The sequence below is a fragment of the Sandarakinorhabdus glacialis genome, assembly GCF_014643455.1.
Classification (GTDB): Bacteria; Pseudomonadota; Alphaproteobacteria; order Sphingomonadales; family Sphingomonadaceae; genus Sandarakinorhabdus; species Sandarakinorhabdus glacialis.
In genome coordinates this window covers 60,860-79,272 of record NZ_BMJM01000003.1, presented here as the reverse complement: position 1 = coordinate 79,272, position 18,413 = coordinate 60,860, and the positions used below count along the sequence as shown (strand labels likewise).

Genomic DNA, 18,413 nt, shown 5'->3' with positions numbered 1-18,413 from the left:
CCCCTCTAGGGGGAGGATAAGGAGCGGAGGATTTCGCGGGTTTCTGGGTCGATGATGCCGTCCACGACGTCCGGGCGGAAGCGGCGCTGGAAGGCGGTAATGGCGGCTTGGGGGTCGGTGATGTTGTAGCCGTAGCGGGCGAGGGCGGCGAGGGTGCCGGGATCGGTCCAGTTAGGGTCGTAGCCACCGGTCGGGATCGGCGCGGCGAGGTCGGCGCGGGCGAGGCGGGGCCAGTCGAAGAGTTCGCCAGGGTCCTGCTTGCGGGCGGGGGCGACGTCCGAATGGCCGACGACATTCGACCGGTCGATGCCGAAGCGCTTTACTGCGGCGGCGACGAGTCGCTGGACTGCGGCCATCTGGGGCTCGGGGAAGGGGCGATAGCCGAATTCATGGCCGGGATTGACGATCTCGATGCCGATGCTGGCGCTGTTGACGTCGGTGATGCCGCGCCAATATGCGACGCCGGCGTGCCAGGCGCGGGCTGTTTCGTCGACGAGCGCGACGACCTGGCCGTCTTCAGCGACGACCCAGTGCGCGGAGACTTTCGACAAGGGGCTGGTCAGCGCGTCGAGCGCGGCGGCGGCGGACTCCATGCCGGTATAGTGGAGCACGATCATCGAGACCGGGTGGCGGCGGGCGTCGAAATTGGGGCTGGGGCGATGGATTGGAGTCATGACGGTTCGAGGTCGCGTTTCTGCGCCGTCCGTGTGGTGATGATGGCGACGCCGATCAGGGTCAGGATGCCGCCGGCGACCATTTGCCCGGTGATCGGGGTGCCGAGCACGACGACGGCCATGATGACCGACAGCAGCGGCGCCGGCAGGGTCAGCGGCGACACGGTCGAGACGGGGTAGCGTTGGAACAGCCAACTCATGCCGCCATGGCCGAGCAGCGACGCACCGAGCGCCGAATAGGTGATCCAGCCCCAGGTATCGAGGCGCAGGTCGGGGATGCGGGCGAAGGCGCCGGGTTCGAAGATCAGGCTGGCGCCGAAGAGCATCGGGATGCTGATCAGCGCCAGCCAGGCGTGGATGGTCAGCACGCTGATGCCCGCCAGCTTGCGGAACAGGAGGTTGCCGATCGCCCAGCACAAGGACGCGGTGACGGTGAGCCACAGGGCGATGCTTTCGTGGGCGATGGCGGGGTCGAAGCCCATGACGGCCACGCCGAGGAAGCAGAGGACGACAGCGGTGATGCGCGGCCAGCGGATGCGTTCGCGGTAGACGAAGACCGCGAGCAGCAGGCTGAACGGCACGCCCAATTGCCCGGCGATGGCGAGCGCCGAAACATTGTCGGCGAGCGCAAAGCCGAGCCCGCCAAGGCCCATGAACAGTGCGCCGGCGATCAGGCCGGTGACGAGGATGGTGCCCATGCGGCCGGGTTGCCAGCGCAGCCACGGCAGGCAGACAAGCAGCACGATACAGTAGCGCAGCGCCACGGCGGTCAGCGGCTGTGCCTCGGTCACCGCCATCTTCACCGCGACCACGTTGAAGGCCCAGACGAAATTGATGACGAGGATGAGCAGGAGGTGCTTGGGTTTCATCCCGATTTTCCGGTGACGCGGGCATAGGCGGCATTTATGACGGCCATGCGGCTTTCGGTGACGCGGATGAATTCGGCGGGCACGCCTTCGGCAAGATGTCGGTCGGGGTGATATTGGCGGACAAGCGCGTGATAGGCGGTGCGCAAGGCGGCAGCATCGGCGCCGGGGCGCACGCCGAGGATCGCCCAGGGGTCGTCCTGTGCCGGGCCGGTGTGACGGGCACGGATGCGTGCCGTGGCGGCGGCGTCGAAACCGAGCCGCGCCGCGACCTGATCGAGATAGTCGATCTCGCCGGGGTGGAAGCCATCTGTTTCGGCGATCAGCCAGAGCGCGTCGAGCAGGTCCTCGAGCATCGGCGACCCGTCGCCGAGCAGGGTCGCGACCTGTTCGGCATAGGATTCGAAACCCGCCATGGATTTCTTGGCGAGATCGTAGAAACGCCGGGCGTTGTCGGTTTCGGGAGCGTCGACCTGGAACAGCCGCTGGAAGGTGGCGAACTCGGCGGCCGATGCATCGCCATCGGCGCGCGCCATCTTGGCGGCCAGTGCAATGGCGGCGATGGTGAAGGCGACGCGGCGGCGTTCCTGCGTGCCGGCGCGCAGGCGGGCGAGGCCACCGTCGCGGACGCGCGCAAGGCTGCTGCGCTCGCGGGCAGGGTCATCGGCGCTGCGACTGCCAAGGTTCGCCGAAGCGGCAAGCGCGCCGAGCGGCCCGCCGACAAGCAGCGCGGTCGCGGCTCCGGCGATCACGACCCAGATGCTCATGAGGGGAAAGTTCGCGTCACCCGTGGGTCTTAGGGGATTGCAAGGCGCGGGTCACGCCGCTCAGGCACTGTTTTCGATCCTTTGCGAGGTGATTGATTGATCTGTCGTTCGGGTTTCGCCTCGGGTTACGGTCTATCATGCCGCAGAGACGCAACTGGGTCCCGGGTCGAGCCCGGGATGACAGGACGGACAATTGTCGCGTCTAGCCCCAGGCGATGCCGTCGGCGGTCGCGGTGAGGACGAGGCCGGCATTGGCGGCGGTGGCAGCGAGCAGCGCGGCGACGGCGGAGCGGCTGTCGGTGGCGGGTTTGCCGGCGAGGGCGGCGGCGACCGCGTCGGGCAGCGCGACGGGGGTTTCCCATTGGGCATGGGTGTCGGTGACGGTCAGCGGCTGGCCGCGGCGCAGGTCGGCGAGCAGCAGCGCGCTGCCGGCGATGACCTTGGCACGCAGGCCGTCGCTGTCGGTGCCGGAGCGCGACCAGGTGATGGCGGTGCCGTCGAGGCCGCCGCGGACGAGTTTTTCGAGCGCGGCGTCGCCGATCGGCGACGCACCGGGGGCCAGCGCGGCGCGGACGAGCCGGAGGCGGCCGGCGAGGCGGACGGTGCTTTCCTGGACGAGGCCGTTGATTTCGGCATCGGGGGTGTCGGACAGCAATTCGCTGGCGGTCATTGCCGTGGCGATCGGGCTGGCGAAATCATGCGTCATCCATTTGACGATGAAGCCGGCGAGGAGGGTATCGGTCATGCCGGAGGATCCTGTCGCGGTCTCAGGCCGAGCGCGATGAGGCGTCCGTCGCCGCTCTGGGCCAGTTCGAAATCGAAACGATCGCCGGGGATGACGATTTCAAGCCCGGCCGCGGTGATCGCGGAAACATGGACAAAGACGTCGCGCGGGCCGAGATCGGGCGTGATGAAGCCGAAGCCTTTCCTGGCATCGAACCATTTCACCGCACCGCTGGCCATCAGACGCCGAGCAGCTTCACGGGCACGAACCGCCCGTGGACGGCGTCGGATTCGGGGTCGTCCTGGTTCTGCTGGGCAACGACCTCCCAGCCGGTGATGTTGCCGGCGGCGATGATGATCGACAACTGGCCGTTGTGAGTGGCGCGGGCGGCGTCGCGCGGCGACGGCTCGGTGCTGCCGTTGGGGTGGCTGTGATAATGGCCGAGGACCTGTCGCTGGACGGCGCGGACGTCGCGGTGGGTCTTGAGCAAGATGCCGGGGTCGATTTCGAAGCTGGTCGCCGGATGCGGGCTGACGTTGCGCGCCGGAACGATCGCCTCGATGAGGCCGGGCTTGCCAGTGATGAGCCCGCAACATTCGTTGGGATGAACCGCTGAAGCTGCGGCGCGAAGGGATTCTAAGACCCCGCTTGCAATTCGAACGATCATAAGCACATCCGCTAGGACATGGGGGCCGAAAAGTCGATTGATCTTGTTTTGCCCGCGAGCGCGGCCGGGCTGCGGCTGGACCGTGCGCTGGCGATCGAGCTGCCGCAGCATTCGCGCGAGCGACTGAAGGCGCTGGTTGGCGGCGGGCGGGTGACTGGGCCGGCCGGGGTGCTGTGGGACCCGGCACTCAAGGTGAAGGGCGGCGAGGCGCTGACATTGGTCATTCCGGAGCCGCGAGCCTCGGAGACGCTGGCGCAGGATATTCCGCTGACCATCGTCTATGAGGACGAGTCCTTGCTCGTCGTCGACAAGCCGGCGGGACTGGTCGTCCATCCGGCGGCGGGAAATTACGACGGCACCATGGTCAACGCGCTGCTGCATCATTGCGCCGGGCGCTTGTCCGGCATCGGCGGGGTGGCGCGGCCGGGGATCGTCCACCGCATCGACAAGGATACGTCGGGGCTGCTGGTGGTCGCCAAGACCGATCCGGCGCATGAATTCCTGTCGCGGCAGTTCGCGGCGCATACCGTCGAACGGCGCTATACGGCGGTGGTGATGGGGCATCCAGTGCCGCCGGCGGGGCGCATCGAGGCGTCGCTGGCACGGTCGAGCGCCAACCGGCAGAAGATGGCGATCGTCCCCGAGGGCAAGGGAAAACGGGCCGTGACGCATTACCGCACCATAGCGCCGCTGCGGGCATCGGCGCAGGTGGAATGCCGGCTGGAGACCGGGCGAACGCATCAGATCCGGGTTCATATGGCGTCATTTGGCCATGCTTTACTGGGAGATGCTGCTTATGGCCGGACCCCGGGAAGCCTTTCGGCGGTTATGACCGAGCTTGGGTTTGCGCGGCAGGCCCTCCATGCGGCGACGCTGGGGTTTGTTCATCCGGTCACACAAGAAAAACTGTCTTTCGAATCCGCGCTGCCAGCGGATATAATGGAGTTAATCGGTCGTCTTTCAGGCGCCGAAGGTTAGGGAGTTTTATCATGGCCAATGTGCCTGCAGTCAAAACCAGCATTCCCGCGCTCGGCGGTGAAGCCGGGTTGAACCGTTATTTGTCCGAAATCCGCAAGTTTCCGCTGTTGGCGCCCGAGCAGGAATATATGCTCGCCAAGCGTTGGGAGGAGCATCAGGATCCCGAGGCCGCCGCCAAGCTGGTGACGTCGCACCTGCGGCTCGTCGCCAAGATCGCCATGGGTTATCGCGGCTATGGCCTGCCGGTCGCCGAGCTGATTTCCGAGGGCAATATCGGGCTGATCCAAGGCGTCAAGAAATTCGACGCCGAAAAGGGTTTCCGATTGGCGACCTATGCGATGTGGTGGATCCGCGCCTCGATCCAGGAATATATCCTGCGCTCGTGGAGCCTGGTAAAGATCGGCACGACGGCTGCGCAGAAGAAGCTGTTCTTCAACCTGCGGCGGCTGAAGGGCAAGCTCAACGCCATGGAAGACGGCGACATGCGCCATCTCGATGTCGAGAAGATCGCGACGACTTTGGGTGTGACCCAGGACGAAGTGATCAGCATGAACCGCCGCATGTCGATGGGCGGCGATACGTCGCTCAATGCACCGCTGCGCGAGGAAGGCGAAGGCGAGTGGCAGGATTGGCTGGCGGATACCGGCCCGTTGCAGGACGAGATGGTCGCCGACGAGCAGGAGCGCGACCAGCGCCACGGGCTGCTGACGTCGGCGATGGATGCGCTCAACGATCGTGAAAAGCACATCCTGACCCAGCGGCGCCTGGTCGATGAGCCGGAGACGCTCGAGGAGCTGTCGCAGCAATACGGCATCAGCCGCGAGCGGGTGCGGCAGATCGAGGTGCGGGCGTTCGAGAAGCTGTCGAAGGCGATGCATTCGCTGGCCGGCGAGCGGCGCTTGCTGCCCGAGCCGGTATAAGTGATTTGGGGCTGTTGACGTCTGGCCCGGCAGGCTGACACAAGACCGTTCCACTGCCGGAATCCAAGTGCCAACAGCCAGCCGCCGCAATCCGATCGTTCGCGTCCTTGTCTTTGCGGGCAAGGCCGTACTCATGTTAATCCTTCTCAGCGTGATGTGGGTTGTGGCGTATCGGTTTGTGCCGGTGCCACTGACCTGGCCGATGGCGCGCGATGCGATCGAGGGCCGCCATGTCGAGCGCGACTGGGTGCCACTGTCGGCGATTGCGCCGGCGGTGCCGCGCGCGGTAATCGGCGCCGAGGATTGGCGGTTTTGCGAGCACAAGGGTTTCGATTTCGAGGCGATGGAGCAGGCCGCGGCGCGCAATGAAAAGGCCAAGGCCGACGGCAAGACCAAGCTGCGCGGTGGCTCGACGATTTCGCAGCAGACGGCGAAGAACGCCTTCCTGTGGCCGGGGCGGTCGTATGTCCGCAAGGGATTGGAGGCGTGGTTCACCGTGCTGATCGAGGCGGTCTGGGGCAAGCCGCGGATCATGGAGGTCTATCTCAACATCGCCGAGATGGGCACCGGGGTCTACGGCGTCGAGGCAGCGGCGCAGCATTATTTCGGTGTAAGCGCGGCGGATCTGACGACGGCGCAGGCATCGCGCATCGCGGCGATATTGCCGCAGCCGATCAAGCGCGATGCGGCGCGGCCCGGGCGGTATGTGAAGCGCTATGCGCGCAGCATCGAGAAGCGGGCGCGGTATATCAAGAGAGAGAAGATCGACGCCTGCTTGCGGTGAGGGGTAGCATATCTTCGTCATGCTGACCGTGGTTCAGCATGACGAATGGCTGCGGGTTATAGGTTCGGCAGCTTGAAGCCAGGGGGCAGCGGCATGCCGGCGGTCAGCTTGTTCATTTCAGCGCTGCCGGCCTGGTCGGCCTTGGACTTCGCGTCATTGAAGGCTGCAACAACAAGGTCTTCGAGCATTTCCTTCGAGTCTGTCGTCAGCAGCGATGGGTCGATGACGATGCCGAGGATGCGGCCGCGGGCGCTGGCCCGGACCTTGACGAGGCCGCCGCCGCTGGCACCTTCGACTTCGATCGTGTCGAGCTTGGCCTGTGCCGCCTGCATCTGTTCCTGGACGTTCTGCGCGGCCTTCATCAGTTCATCGAGACTGGGCATGGGGAATCCTTTCGGGAAGTGGCTCGACGCCGGTGAGTTCGGCATCGGGGAAACTGTGCATCAACGCGGCAACGACGGGGTCGCTGCGCGCCGCGGCAAGGCGCGCAGCGTCGGCGGCGACTTCGGTTTCGCGGACAGTGGCGCCGCCGCCCTCGGTGACGAAGCGTAGCTCCCAAGCATCGCCGATCCAGTCGGCGAGACGGCGGGCGATGACGGCGAGCTGGTCGCGCGAGTGGCGCTGGTCATGGGCGATGATGATCGTCGGGGGGGCCCATTCGACGAGGCGGAGTTCCTCGCTGAGAATGTGGGCGAGGCGGGGTTCGGTTTTTTCGCGGAAGAGGGCGACGAGGGCGGGGTAGTGGTCGGGGAGGGGGGTGGTTTCGGGCGGCGGTGGCGGGGCTTTTGTTGGCGGAGGGGGGGCCTGGGCCGCAGACTCACCCACCCCCGACCCCTCCGTTGACGCGAAGGCGTCGCCTGCGGCTGAAGAAGGGAGGGGAGAAGCAGGAGGCAGCACGGCGCGTGCGGCTGGCATCTCGCCGCCTTCGGTGATGCGGCGGACGAGTTCGCTGGGGTCGGGCAGGTCGGCGGCGTGGATGATGCGGAGCAGCGCCATTTCGGCGGCTTGCAGCGGCACGGGGGCGGACTGGACTTCGGCGAGGCCCTTGAGGAGCAATTGCCAGAGCCGGTGGAGCGCGGTGAACGGCAGTTTTTGCGCCCAGTCCGCTAGCTGCGCGCGTTCCTCGACGCTGAGCGCGGGGTCTTCGACCGGCGCCAGGCGCGTGCGGGTGAGGGCGTGGACAAGTTGCAGCAGCTCGCGCAGCAGCATCTCGGGGTCGAGGCCGAGGTCGTATTGCTCGGCGATGGCGGCGAGCGCGGCGGGGGCATCGCCGGCGAGGACATGGCCGAACAACCGGCGGACGGCGCCGCGATCGGCGAGGCCGAGCATGTCGCGGATGGCGGCGGCGGTGACGGTGCCGCCCGAATGCGCGATGGCCTGGTCGAGGACCGACAGGCCGTCGCGGACCGAGCCTTCGGCGGCGCGGGCGATGAGGGCGAGCGCCTCGGGTTCGGCGCTGGCGCCCTCGGCGGTGACGATCGAGGCGAAGTGCGCGACGAGCGTTTCTGCGGGGACGCGGCGCAGGTCGAAACGCTGGCAGCGCGAGAGGACCGTGACCGGGACTTTTTCGACTTCGGTGGTGGCGAAGATGAATTTGACGTGGGGCGGCGGTTCCTCGAGCGTTTTCAAAAGGCCGTTGAAGGCGGCCTTCGACAGCATATGGACTTCATCGATGATGTAGATCTTGAAGCGCGCCGAGACGGTCGCATAGCGCACCGATTCGATGATCTCGCGGATGCTGTCGATGCCGGTGTTCGACGCGGCGTCCATCTCGATGACGTCGATGTGGCGGCCGGCGGCGATGGCGATGCACGGCTCGCACACACCGCATGGGCTGATCGTCGCGCCGCCGTTGCCATCGGCGCCGATGCAGTTGAGCGCCTTGGCGATGATGCGCGCCGTCGAGGTCTTGCCGACGCCGCGGACGCCGGTCAGCAGCCAGGCCTGCGCCAGCCGGTCGCGGGCGATGGCGTTGCCGAGCGTGCGGACCATGGCGTCCTGGCCGAGCAGGGTTTCGAAACTGCCGGGGCGATATTTGCGGGCGAGGACACGATAGGCGGGGGCGGCCGCGGGGGGCGGGGTGTCGGGCAGGTCGAGGCCGGGGAAGGCGGAGTCTTCGTCGTCGGACATGAAGGGGGTCTAGCCGGTTGGGGGGGCTGCGGCGAGGGGATTAGTTACATCGCGTCAGGAAGCAAGGGGCATGGGCAAAGCCCATGCTGACGTCGGACGAGTTCAGCGCAGGAAGGCTGCGCTGCCTCGCCGGCCGCGCTTGCGCCTGTCGGCGCTCAGCGCACTTGCGCTGTGCGCTCGCGGCGCTGCGCGGTGGGAGCCGGGAACGACCCAGCGCGAATTCGTTGCGGCTGCTTCCTTCCGGACCTGACCGGGTTGGCGAAGGCGCTGCCCGCCCGACTCCCGCGGGGCATATGGGGGATTGTGCGCCCGGGAGCAAGGCCCGCTCAGTTGCCGGTGGGAATCAGGATCGGAACCGTTGGACGCGGGCCAGCTTCACGCGGCGGCGTGGTGGGTGAGTTGCCGAGCTTTTGATCGGGTGCGAGATCGGGCAGCGACGGCTTGCCGGGGACGATATACGCCATCATGGCCTGGCCCGAGCAGGTGTAGCTGGCGCCGTTTCGGACGTCTCCGGACTTGAAGGCTGCGGCAAGCGCGGGCTGGTTTGCCAAGGCGGCGCGGGCGTCTTCCGGGTGGGCGCTATAGGCCATGCCGTTGTGCAGGCCGCCCCCGGCAACGCGCGCCGCGAGGTAGGGCGTGACATCGCCGAAATAGACGATCTCGCCTGGTGCGACGCGGATCGTCGGCGCCGAAAAGCAGAAGCTGTTGGCGACCATGCCGCCCGGGCCGGGAGTGGCGCCGTACAACACATAATCGCCGGGCGAGACCAGCATCACGACATGGTCGAGCACCAGCTTGCGATCGCCGCTGGTGACCGAAACCCAGTAGGTATTGGTGTCGCCCAGCTTTTTCGCATTGTCGGGGCGGGCGATCATGTCGCGTTTTTCGACGTCATAGCGCGCAAAGGCGATCGTCCCCGATTTGCCGGCGCTCCAATCGTCGGGCCGGCGGAAACCGACGACGATTGCGCCCTGGTTCGGACCGAGGACGACGGGCGCCGCGAGATCGGCTCGCTTGTTGACGCTGAGCTGGGCGGCAGCCGGGACAGTCGCCGACAAGGCCGCGGCAATGGCAGCGGCACGGAGCATATCGCGCATCATTTGGCCTCCTTCGCTGCCAGCACGGGCATTTCGGCGAAGACATTGGTCCAGGTCGTGACGGACTTGCCAACCGGTTCGGCGACGCCGAGCGCGGTGATGAACAGGGCCTCGCGCTCCGTTTCAGGCATCAATGCAAAGCGGCTTTCGTCGGCGTCACTGACTTCGACCAGGCGCCAGCCCCTGAACATCAGGCACGAGCGACGATTGGCGCGGCGCACCTGGCCTTCGACGATGGCCTGGCCGATCATGGCGCCGATGATGCCGCCACCGGCCGCCGCTGCGGGCGAGATGATAGCGGGATTGTAGACGACGACGCTGCTCCCGCCGGGCGTTTTCGAGCCGCGCGCGATGAGCCGGCATTCCTGCCAGTCATGGTCGTAATCTGCGCGGGTGGCGCCGGCCTTGTTGTAATATCGGCTGTCCTTGAGATCGCGCATCGAATCGGCGGCAATGTCATCGGGTTTTTCGGCCATAGCCGGCGACGCGTAGTTGGCAGGCGTTACCGGAACAGCCGACGCCAACAGCAGTGACAGTAATAGCGACATTTCGATTGGCCCCCCGGCAATTCATTCCCGATAGATAGCAGTTGTATTGCGCCGGGCAAGCGGACCCGAAACAATTTGGTTATTTGTCGCTTGCCATGACCGTCAGTTCCTTGCCCGACGTGCCGCCGGTGATGCCGCCGTCTGTTGCCAGCAATGTCGTGCCCTCGCCGATGACGCTGCGCACCTGGGCGTAGAACTGCGGCGGGATCTTGACCTGGTTGATGGCGTCCTGCTCGACGTTCTGTCCCTTGCGCTCGGAGTAGCCGGGCAAGGCCAGATAAATCCATTGGGCATTGCCGGCGGCATCCCGCCCGGCGAATTGTGCGGCGCGGGTGCCGATGTCGAAGCCGGCGGCGACACCGATGCGGCTGCGGCCGATCTCGATGCCGTTGCGATAGACAACGATGCGCTTGGAACCGGTGCTGAGCACGATGGTGACCGGGCCGGTCGGCGATGCCTCGGGAGTCCAGCGTGAGACTTCGTCGGATGACAGCGAACTGGTACCGGCATCGGGGGTGCCTTGCAGCGTAACCGGTGCCAGCATCGCCGTATCGGCGACCGTTTGCGGCTCGGCGGCCTCGTCATGGACGACGACCGTCATGCCCATGTTGCTGACTTCGAACAGGTGTTTCGAAAACTCCTTCGGCATGCGGATGCAGCCATGGCTGGCCGGATAACCCGGCAGATTGCCGGCGTGGAGGGCAATGCCGTCCCAGGTCAGCCGCTGCATATAAGGCATCGGCGCGCTGTTATAGAGGTTGGACTTGTGGTCCTTGTTCTTCTGCAGGATCTGGAAAATGCCGGTCGGGGTCTTTTTGCCTGGCTTGCCCGACGACACGGTGGTGGCGCCGATGCGGATGCCGTTGCGATAGACATAGGCGCGCTGGGTCTTCAAATTGATGACCACCATGATCGGGCCTTGCGGGGCGACGCTGGCATCCCAGATCCATTGGCCGGGCTTCAGCGCCAGCACGCTGGTGCCGAAAGGCGAGGAGGTTTTGGCGCCCTGCGCTAGCAGGGGTGGTGCCAGCAATGGCGCGGCAAGTGCCAGAGAAGCGAAGGCCAAAAGCAAACTGCGGCGCATAGTCGTTTTTGTCCTGCAACGAGCCTTCGCGCTAGTCCCGCGCCGCTGCATTCGCAAGCGGTTTAGCGGCGGCTCATGTCGACGCTGCCTGGCGGCATGCGGACATCGAGCTGGCCGATATCGGCCGTCAGGACGATCTGGCAGGAAAGGCGCGAGGCGCGGCTGGCACCGACGGCGAAATCGAGCATGTCCTCCTCCTCGTCCGACGGCGGCGGCAGGCGCGCCGCATCGGCGCCGGAGATGAGGACATGGCAGGTCGAGCACGCCATGGCGCCTTCGCAGGTGCCTTCGAGGGGCTGGCCATGGGCCTGGGCAAGTTCGAGCAACCGGATGCCGGCGGGCGCCTCGACGATCAGCTCGCGGGCGGCGTCGGAGGACAGGAACCGGATCTGCGTCATGCGGCCTCGCTGGCTAGCCGCTCGACCGCGGCGCTGATTTGCTGCGCTGCGGTATCGACTTCCGCGGCGGTTGTGAAGCGGCCGAATCCGATCCGCAGCGAAGCCTTGGCGCGCGCGTCCGACAGGCCGAGCGCGGTGAGGACATGGCTGGGGCGGCCGGTGACCGCCGAACACGCCGAGCCCGACGACATGGCGAGGCCGGGGAGGTGGGCGAGCAGAGGGATCGTCGTTGCCGGGAAGCTGAGGTTGAGATTGCCCGGCCAGCGCGCATCGAGGTTGCCATTGACGATGTACGGCACGGTGAGGTCGGCAAGCAGGCGGTTGCGCACCATCAGCGCGTGCGCATGGTCGGCAGCCATTCTTTCGCCGGCGATGCGCGCTGCGGCACCGAGGCCGGCGATGAGCGCGGTTGGCAGGGTGCCCGAACGGCCGTCCTCCTGGCCGCCGCCGTGGAGAAGGGGGGTGAGCATCGTGAACGGCCGCCGATAAAGCGCGCCGACGCCCTTTGGGCCGTAGATCTTGTGTGCCGTGAGGCCGAGCAGGTCGATGCCCATGGCGTCTACGTCGATCGGGACCTTGCCGAAACCCTGCGCCGCGTCGCAGTGCATGACGGCGCCGACGGCATGGGCGGCGCGGGCGATTTCGGAGATCGGCTGGATGACGCCGATCTCGTTGTTGACGAGCATTGCCGAGACGACGGCGACGTCTTCGCCCAGCGCGCGTTCGAGGTCGCCGATATCGAGCCGGCCGTCGGCGCGGACGGGGAGGATCGTGGCGATGGCGCCGAGCGATTCGAGATAGGCGGCGGTTTCGAGGACGCAGCTATGCTCGGTGGCTAGGGTGACGATGCGGCGGCGGGTCTGGCCGGGGGCGGTGAGCAGGCCCTTGAGCGCCCAGTTGGTGCTTTCGGTGGCGCCGCTGGTGAAGGCGATGGTTTCGGGCGCGGCGCCGATAAGCGAAGCGACGCTGTCACGGGCGAGTTCGACGGTGGCCTTGGCCTGGTAGCCCCACATGTGCGCGCTGTGCGGATTGCCGAAACCGGCGGTGCCCCATGGCTCCATTGCGGCGGCGACGGCGGGATCGAGCGGGGTGGTGGCGCCGTAATCGAGGTAGATGGGCAGGCTCATGCTGCCTTCCGTGACAGCCGGTTCGCCATGTCGTGCCAAGCGGCAAGGAAGGCAATGATATCGTCGTCGGTCGTCGATGGCGCGAGGCTGATGCGGATGGCTTCGCCCGCAGCCTCGCCGAGGCCCATGGCGGCGAGGACATGGCTGGACGCGACCTTGCCCGACGAACAGGCAGCGCCGGCGCTGACCATGATGCCGGCGAGATCGAGTGCCATGACCTGGGTGCCGGCCTTGACGCCGGGCAGGCCGATGCTGGCGAAGTTGGGCAGGCGGGGCGCGGCGGCGCAGTGGCTGCGGACGCCGGGGTGGAGCGTGTGGAGGCTTGCCTCGAGCGTGTCTCGGCGAGCGGCGACGGCGGACCAGTCGGAGGCGGCGGCAACCGCGGCGGCGAAACCGGCGATGCCGGGCAAATTGGGGGTGCCGCCGCGCAGCCCGCGTTCCTGGCCGCCGCCCTTCTGGACGGCGGTGAGGGTGGCCGGATTGCGGACGATGAGCGCGCCGATGCCGGGGGGACCGCCGAGCTTGTGGGCCGAGACGGCGACGAAATCGGCAGCGGGGAGCGGGAGCTTGCCGGCGGACTGGACGGCGTCGACGAGGAGGAGCCCGCCCGATGCGGCGACCATTTCGGCGATGATGGCGCTGGGTTGGACGACGCCGGTTTCGTTGTTGGCGTGCTGGACGGCGACAAGGGCGGGGCCGTGGGACAGCGCGGATTCGAGGGCTGCGAGGTCGATCAGGCCGTCGCCGTCGACGGGGATATGCGCGGCGTCGGAGCGGGCGGCGAGAACGGCGCTGTGCTCGGTGGCGGACACCAGCAGGCGGGGCAGGCGGGTGCCGTGGAGGGCGAGCGCGAGCGCCTCGGTGCCGCCACTGGTGAATACGATGGCATCGGGGGCGACGCCGGCCCAGGCGGCGATCGCGTCGCGGGCGGTTTCGACAAGGGCGTTCGCGGCGCGGCCGCCGGCGTGAACGGACGACGGGTTTCCGATCACCGCGGCGGCCTCGATCATCGCGGCGATTGCGGCCGGCAGCACCGGTGTCGTTGCGGCGTGATCGAGATAGATTCGGGTTTTCGTTGCGATTTCGGCCATGTCTCTCATATAGGGCAGGAGGCAAATCTTGCCACCACGCCCTTTATCCGCGGAATTCGTCATGCCCGAAGTGATCTTTACCGGCCCTGAAGGTCGTCTCGAAGGCCGTTATCAGCCCGCCGCTCGCGCTCGCGCGCCGGTCGCGATCCTGCTGCAGCCGCACCCGGCGCAGGGCACGATGAACCACCCGATCGTCATCGCGATGTACAACAGTTTCGTGAAGCGCGGCTTTGCGACGCTCAGGTTCAATTTCCGCGGCGTCGGGCGCAGCCAGGGGACGTTCGACAACGGCATCGGCGAACTGTCGGACGCCGCCAGCGCGCTCGACTGGATGCAGCAGTTCAACGCCGAGGCGCACACGACCTGGGTCGGCGGATTTTCGTTCGGCGCGTGGATCGGCATGCAGTTGCTGATGCGCCGGCCGGAGATCAAGGGCTTCATCAGCATCGCGCCGCCGGCGAACATGTATGACTTCACGTTTTTGGCGCCGTGCCCGTCGAGCGGGATCATCGTCGATGGCGAGAATGACGAGGTTGTGTCGGGGGTTTCTGTGCAGAAACTGGTCGATAAACTGAAGACGCAGCGGCATATTACTATCGAGCATCAGACCATACCCGGGGCGAACCATTTCTTCGAGCATGAGATGGGGGATTTGATGGGGGTTGTTGACGGGTATCTGGACAAACGGCTGGCTAACGGGGGGCGGTGAAACCCTCTCCCGTTGACGCGAAGGCGTCGCCTACGGCTGAGGGAGAGGGCGAGAGACGGCGGAGCCGGCCCGGGGAGAGTGGTGCCTTTGTCGACAGAGACACCCCTCTCCCCGCTCGCTGTGCGAGTCGCCCTCTCCCTCAAGGGGAGAGGGAAGTCAGGCAGCTAGTCTGCCGCCGGTCATTGCTTGGGGGACGCCCGTTGTTTCCGGCCAACTGATGGCTTTGCCGGCGGCGCTGCGGACGGCCATCCATGCGAAGGCTTCGGCCTCCAGCGCGTCGCCGTTCCAGCCTATCGCCTCGACGGGTTCGGTCTTTACGCCGGTTCGCGCCTCGATCATCGCCATCAACGTCGGATTGTGCCGCCCGCCGCCGGTCACCAGCAGGCGGGCGAGTGGGGGGACGTGACCGAGGGCGAGGCGGATGGTCTCGGCGGTGAAGGCGGTCAGTGTCGCGGCACCGTTGGCGAGGGACAATCCGCGCGCCGCTTGGCCGGTGAAATCGGCGCGGTCGAGCGATTTTGGCGGGGCGAGGTCGAACCAGGGCAGGTCGAGCATGTTGGTGAGCACGTCCTCGAAGACCGTGCCGGTGGCGGCGATGGCGCCGCCTTCGTCGTAGCGGCGGTCGCTGTGGAAGGCGATCCAGTCGTCGATGAGGGCGTTGGCGGGGCCGGTGTCGAAGCTGCCCCACTGGTCCTCGCTGAACCAGGTGAGGTTGCCGACGCCGCCGAGATTGAGCACGCCGAGCGGGCGGCCGAGCCCCTCGGAGCGCGCGCGGTGGTAGCCCGGCGCGAGAGGGGCGCCCTGGCCGCCGGCGGCGACATCGGCGGAGCGGAAATCGTGGACGACGGCGATGCGCGTCGCGGCGGCGAGTAATGGGCCGTCGCCGATCTGCCACGTCCAGCGGCGATCGGCGGCGCCGTTGGGGCGATGGGCGACGGTGTGGCCGTGGAAGCCGATGAGGGCGACGTCGGACGCATCGGTGCCTGTTTCGGCGAGCAATTGGTGGACGGCGATGGCGTGGAGGCCGGTCAGTTCGGCGGCGACGGCGTCGATGAGAGCATCGGGGCCGGGGCGGTGCTGTTCCAAAGCGTGGGCGGCGGCGGCCTTGAGACGGTGGACGAATTCGGCGTCGTAGGGGAGCGAGACGAAGCCGCGCGGTATGATTTGACCTTCGCCGTCGGTGTCGATCAGGGCGGCGTCGATGCCGTCCATGGAGGTTCCGGACATGAGGCCGATGGCGGTGGTGAGGATCATTCGGGGACGATAGCGCGGCGGATCGTGGCTGTCATGCTGTGGGCGTGCGGTCCGCGTTCGGGATGCCAGCCTGCGCTGGCATGACACGGGATGACTGGGTATGGGTGCGGCATGACCTACGCTTCATCCTTCCTGAGCACGCTCGACGCGCGCGGTTTTATCCACCAGATCACCGATCCGGCGGCGCTCGATGCGGCGGCGGCGGACGGTGTCGTGACGGCGTATGTCGGGTATGACTGCACCGCGCCGAGCCTGCATATCGGCAATCTCGTGTCGATCATGATGCTGCGGCATCTCCAGCAAACCGGCCACAAGCCGATCGTGTTGATGGGCGGCGGCACCACCAAGGTCGGCGATCCGTCGTTTCGCAGCGATGACCGGCCCTTGCTCGACGACGAGCGGATCGAGGCCAACAAGGCGAGTATCCGGCGGATTTTCGAGCGGTTCCTGACCTTTGGCGACGGCCCGAGCGATGCCATCATGGTCGATAACGACGCCTGGCTGTCAAAGCTGGAATATATCCCGTTCCTGCGCAATATCGGTCGGCATTTCTCGGTCAACCGAATGCTCAGCTTCGATTCGGTCAAGCTGCGGATGGACCGCGACCAGTCGCTGTCGTTCCTCGAGTTCAACTACATGATCATGCAGGCCTATGATTATCTCGAGTTAAATCGCCGGTTCGGCTGCGTGCTGCAGATGGGTGGGTCGGACCAATGGGGCAATATCGTCAACGGCACCGACCTGATCCGGCGCGCCGATGCGCGTGACGCGTTCGGGCTGACGACACCGCTGATCACCCGCGCCGATGGCGCCAAGATGGGCAAGACCGCTGCCGGTGCGGTGTGGTTGCACGAGGATTCGCTGCCGGGGTTCGATTACTGGCAGTTCTGGCGGAATACCCACGATGCCGATGTGGCGCGGTTCATGCGGCTGTTCACCGACTTGCCGCTGGGCGAGATCGAAACCTTGACAAGCGCCGATATCAACCATGCCAAGGCGGTGCTGGCGACCGAGGCGACGGCGCTGTGCCGAGGGCGCGAGGCGGCGGACGCTGCGGCGGCGACAGCGGCGGCGACCTTTGCCGGCGGGGCAGGGGATGATTTGCCGAGCTTTGCGGTGGTGGGGCCGGTGACGATCCTCGATGCTCTGGTCGGGCTGGGGTTTGCGGCGTCGAAGGGCGAGGCGCGGCGGCTGGTGGCCGGCGGCGGCGCGCGTATCGACGGCGAAGCCATTGCCGATGAGGCTGCGATGGCGAGGCCGGGAGCCCGGATTTCGGCGGGGAAGAAGCGCCATGGGGTGCTGGTGTCGGGCTGACCGGGTCGTTTAATTCGCGGGAATAGCGATCTCGACGCGCAACCCCGGGTTGTTGCCGGTGAGCGTCAGCGTGCCGCCGTGCAGCCGCGCGATTGCCGCCGCAAGCGACAGTCCGAGCCCGGCGCCGCTTTTCGAGCGGGCGGCGTCGAGCCGGCCGAAGCGGCGCAGCGCCTCGGGGCGCATGGCGTCGGCGATGCCGGGTCCGCGATCGGCGACGCTGAGCCGCGCGCCGTCGCTGCTCGCCGCGGCCTCGAGCATGATCTCGCCGCCGCCCGGCGCATGGCGCAGTGCGTTGTCGACCAGGTTGGCGAGCGCCCGGAGGAGCAGCTGGCGGTTGGCCATGATCTCGACCGGGCCGTCCGATCGCGCCGTCAGCGCGACGCCATTGTCCTCGGCCAGGGGCCCGTACATTTCGGCCATGTCGTTGATGAGTTCGGCGAGGTCGATGCGGCGGAAGCCGTCGCGGCCGATGCCGGCTTCGAGGCGGCTGATTTCGAGGCTGATGTCGAGCATGGCGAGCAGCGCGTCAGCCTCGACGCCGATTGCAGCAATCGCGGCATCGTCACCGCCCGATATCGCCAGCCGGTCGATGCGGGCCTTCATGCGGGTCAGCGGCGAGCGCAGATCATGGGCCAGTCCGTCGGTGATCGAGCGCAGTTCGTCGAGCAGCGCCTCGATGCGCGCCAGCATGGCGTTAAGCGCGATGCCGAGGCTGTAGAAGGCATCGCCGCGGCCAAGCGCCGGCAAGTCGACGCGGCGGCTGAGATCGCCGCCCGAGACGGCGCCGGCGACATCGGCGATCTCCTGGACGCGGCTGCCGATGGTGCGGGTGAGCAGGAAGCTGATCGCCAAAGCCAGCGCCAGCGCGATGCCGATTGCGGCGACCAGCGATGTCGTCAGGGTTGCCGTCAGACGCTGTTGTTCCTCCAGGCTGCGACCGACGAGCAGGCGATAGCCGCCGGACAGCTGCTTGGTCGTGACAAGGAAGGGTTCGGCAGTGGTGCGGCCGACGCGGAGCAGTTCGAGCCGGTGAAAGCCGTCGTCGGTGGCAAGGCCCGCCGGCCAGCCTGGCAGGTCGCCGGCAATCGGCTTGCTGGCCTGGCCACCGGGTGCTCTCGATGGCCCGGTGATCAGCGTCGCCAGCGGGCCGGGAATGCGCAGTTCGGCCTCGATCAGCGCCGCTGCGCCGGCAACACCTTCGCGATTGAAAACCTCGACGATCGTCTCGCGTTCGGCGACCAGCAAGCTGCGGGCGTCGGCGTCGAGCTGGTTCTGCGTCAC

The 18,413-nt window shown here is 67.0% G+C and carries 21 protein-coding genes and 1 other RNA gene; 5 read left to right on the top strand and 17 right to left on the bottom strand.

The window, feature by feature from the left end; genetic code table 11:
- Positions 1–5: 5 nt before the first annotated feature.
- From IEW98_RS05290 to IEW98_RS05265, 6 genes are all read right to left on the bottom strand, one after another.
- Positions 6–674 (bottom strand): N-acetylmuramoyl-L-alanine amidase, encoded by a 669-nt coding sequence (locus IEW98_RS05290; protein ID WP_188761896.1) that lies wholly within the window; start codon positions 672–674, stop codon positions 6–8.
- On the bottom strand, positions 671–1,543 hold the full coding sequence (locus IEW98_RS05285) for a DMT family transporter (RefSeq protein ID WP_188761895.1): 873 nt from the start codon (positions 1,541–1,543) through the stop codon (positions 671–673). Before IEW98_RS05285 ends, IEW98_RS05290 begins: the two co-directional genes overlap by 4 nt.
- Positions 1,540–2,307 (bottom strand): J domain-containing protein, encoded by a 768-nt coding sequence (locus tag IEW98_RS05280; protein WP_188761894.1) that lies wholly within the window; start codon positions 2,305–2,307, stop codon positions 1,540–1,542. Before IEW98_RS05280 ends, IEW98_RS05285 begins: the two co-directional genes overlap by 4 nt.
- A gap of 202 nt (positions 2,308–2,509) precedes the next feature.
- Positions 2,510–3,052: a hypothetical protein gene (locus tag IEW98_RS16720; RefSeq protein WP_188761893.1), complete on the bottom strand. Its 543-nt coding sequence runs from the start codon at positions 3,050–3,052 to the stop codon at positions 2,510–2,512.
- Positions 3,049–3,270: a cold-shock protein gene (locus tag IEW98_RS05270; RefSeq protein WP_188761892.1), complete on the bottom strand. Its 222-nt coding sequence runs from the start codon at positions 3,268–3,270 to the stop codon at positions 3,049–3,051. The genes IEW98_RS16720 and IEW98_RS05270 overlap by 4 nt, the downstream gene beginning before the upstream one ends.
- A complete protein-coding gene (locus IEW98_RS05265) occupies positions 3,270–3,698 on the bottom strand; it encodes a M67 family metallopeptidase (protein WP_188761891.1) in 429 nt (142 codons plus the stop codon). Before IEW98_RS05265 ends, IEW98_RS05270 begins: the two co-directional genes overlap by 1 nt.
- A gap of 18 nt (positions 3,699–3,716) precedes the next feature.
- Here IEW98_RS05265 and IEW98_RS05260 point away from each other — a divergent pair, with 18 nt between their 5' ends.
- From IEW98_RS05260 to mtgA, 3 genes are all read left to right on the top strand, one after another.
- On the top strand, positions 3,717–4,676 hold the full coding sequence (locus IEW98_RS05260) for an RluA family pseudouridine synthase (RefSeq protein WP_188761890.1): 960 nt from the start codon (positions 3,717–3,719) through the stop codon (positions 4,674–4,676).
- An 11-nt stretch (positions 4,677–4,687) separates the two neighbouring features.
- Positions 4,688–5,596 (top strand): RNA polymerase sigma factor RpoH, encoded by a 909-nt coding sequence (gene rpoH, locus IEW98_RS05255; RefSeq protein ID WP_188761889.1) that lies wholly within the window; start codon positions 4,688–4,690, stop codon positions 5,594–5,596.
- Positions 5,597–5,729: 133 nt separating this feature from the next.
- Complete coding sequence (gene mtgA / locus IEW98_RS05250; protein WP_243450563.1) at positions 5,730–6,380, top strand: monofunctional biosynthetic peptidoglycan transglycosylase; 651 nt, start codon at positions 5,730–5,732, stop codon at positions 6,378–6,380.
- Between the two features lie 56 nt (positions 6,381–6,436).
- Here mtgA and IEW98_RS05245 read toward each other — a convergent pair whose 3' ends face one another.
- From IEW98_RS05245 to IEW98_RS05205, 9 genes are all read right to left on the bottom strand, one after another.
- Positions 6,437–6,763 (bottom strand): YbaB/EbfC family nucleoid-associated protein, encoded by a 327-nt coding sequence (locus IEW98_RS05245; protein WP_188761888.1) that lies wholly within the window; start codon positions 6,761–6,763, stop codon positions 6,437–6,439.
- Positions 6,747–8,510, bottom strand: coding sequence for a DNA polymerase III subunit gamma/tau (locus tag IEW98_RS05240; protein ID WP_188761887.1), 1,764 nt, complete (start codon positions 8,508–8,510; stop codon positions 6,747–6,749). The genes IEW98_RS05245 and IEW98_RS05240 overlap by 17 nt, the downstream gene beginning before the upstream one ends.
- A gap of 195 nt (positions 8,511–8,705) precedes the next feature.
- Positions 8,706–8,796, bottom strand: an RNA gene (ffs, locus tag IEW98_RS05235) — signal recognition particle sRNA small type.
- Between the two features lie 40 nt (positions 8,797–8,836).
- Entirely contained in the window at positions 8,837–9,610 is a 774-nt protein-coding gene (locus IEW98_RS05230; RefSeq protein WP_188761886.1) for a hypothetical protein, read from the bottom strand.
- Positions 9,607–10,155 (bottom strand): hypothetical protein, encoded by a 549-nt coding sequence (locus tag IEW98_RS05225; RefSeq protein WP_188761885.1) that lies wholly within the window; start codon positions 10,153–10,155, stop codon positions 9,607–9,609. The genes IEW98_RS05230 and IEW98_RS05225 overlap by 4 nt, the downstream gene beginning before the upstream one ends.
- A 79-nt stretch (positions 10,156–10,234) precedes the next feature.
- On the bottom strand, positions 10,235–11,239 hold the full coding sequence (locus IEW98_RS05220; RefSeq protein ID WP_188761884.1) for a L,D-transpeptidase: 1,005 nt from the start codon (positions 11,237–11,239) through the stop codon (positions 10,235–10,237).
- Between the two features lie 62 nt (positions 11,240–11,301).
- Complete coding sequence (locus tag IEW98_RS05215) at positions 11,302–11,637, bottom strand: 2Fe-2S iron-sulfur cluster-binding protein (RefSeq protein ID WP_188761883.1); 336 nt, start codon at positions 11,635–11,637, stop codon at positions 11,302–11,304.
- A complete protein-coding gene (locus IEW98_RS05210; protein ID WP_188761882.1) occupies positions 11,634–12,764 on the bottom strand; it encodes a cysteine desulfurase family protein in 1,131 nt (376 codons plus the stop codon). Before IEW98_RS05210 ends, IEW98_RS05215 begins: the two co-directional genes overlap by 4 nt.
- Positions 12,761–13,855 carry a cysteine desulfurase family protein gene (locus IEW98_RS05205; RefSeq protein ID WP_188761881.1) on the bottom strand — a complete coding sequence of 365 codons (1,095 nt, stop codon included), beginning with the start codon at positions 13,853–13,855 and terminating at the stop codon, positions 12,761–12,763. The genes IEW98_RS05210 and IEW98_RS05205 overlap by 4 nt, the downstream gene beginning before the upstream one ends.
- A 61-nt stretch (positions 13,856–13,916) precedes the next feature.
- Between IEW98_RS05205 and IEW98_RS05200 the strand changes: the two genes are divergently transcribed.
- Positions 13,917–14,564, top strand: coding sequence for an alpha/beta hydrolase (locus tag IEW98_RS05200; RefSeq protein ID WP_188761880.1), 648 nt, complete (start codon positions 13,917–13,919; stop codon positions 14,562–14,564).
- Positions 14,565–14,720: 156 nt separating this feature from the next.
- Here IEW98_RS05200 and IEW98_RS05195 read toward each other — a convergent pair whose 3' ends face one another.
- Positions 14,721–15,818: an anhydro-N-acetylmuramic acid kinase gene (locus tag IEW98_RS05195; protein ID WP_188761879.1), complete on the bottom strand. Its 1,098-nt coding sequence runs from the start codon at positions 15,816–15,818 to the stop codon at positions 14,721–14,723.
- Positions 15,819–15,929: 111 nt separating this feature from the next.
- Here IEW98_RS05195 and tyrS point away from each other — a divergent pair, with 111 nt between their 5' ends.
- Positions 15,930–17,132, top strand: a complete 1,203-nt coding sequence (gene tyrS / locus IEW98_RS05190; protein WP_188761878.1) for a tyrosine--tRNA ligase — start codon at positions 15,930–15,932, stop codon at positions 17,130–17,132.
- A gap of 9 nt (positions 17,133–17,141) precedes the next feature.
- On the opposite strand, the gene IEW98_RS05185 is transcribed toward tyrS, so the two are convergent.
- Positions 17,142–18,413, bottom strand: coding sequence for a sensor histidine kinase (locus IEW98_RS05185; protein ID WP_188761877.1), 1,272 nt, complete (start codon positions 18,411–18,413; stop codon positions 17,142–17,144).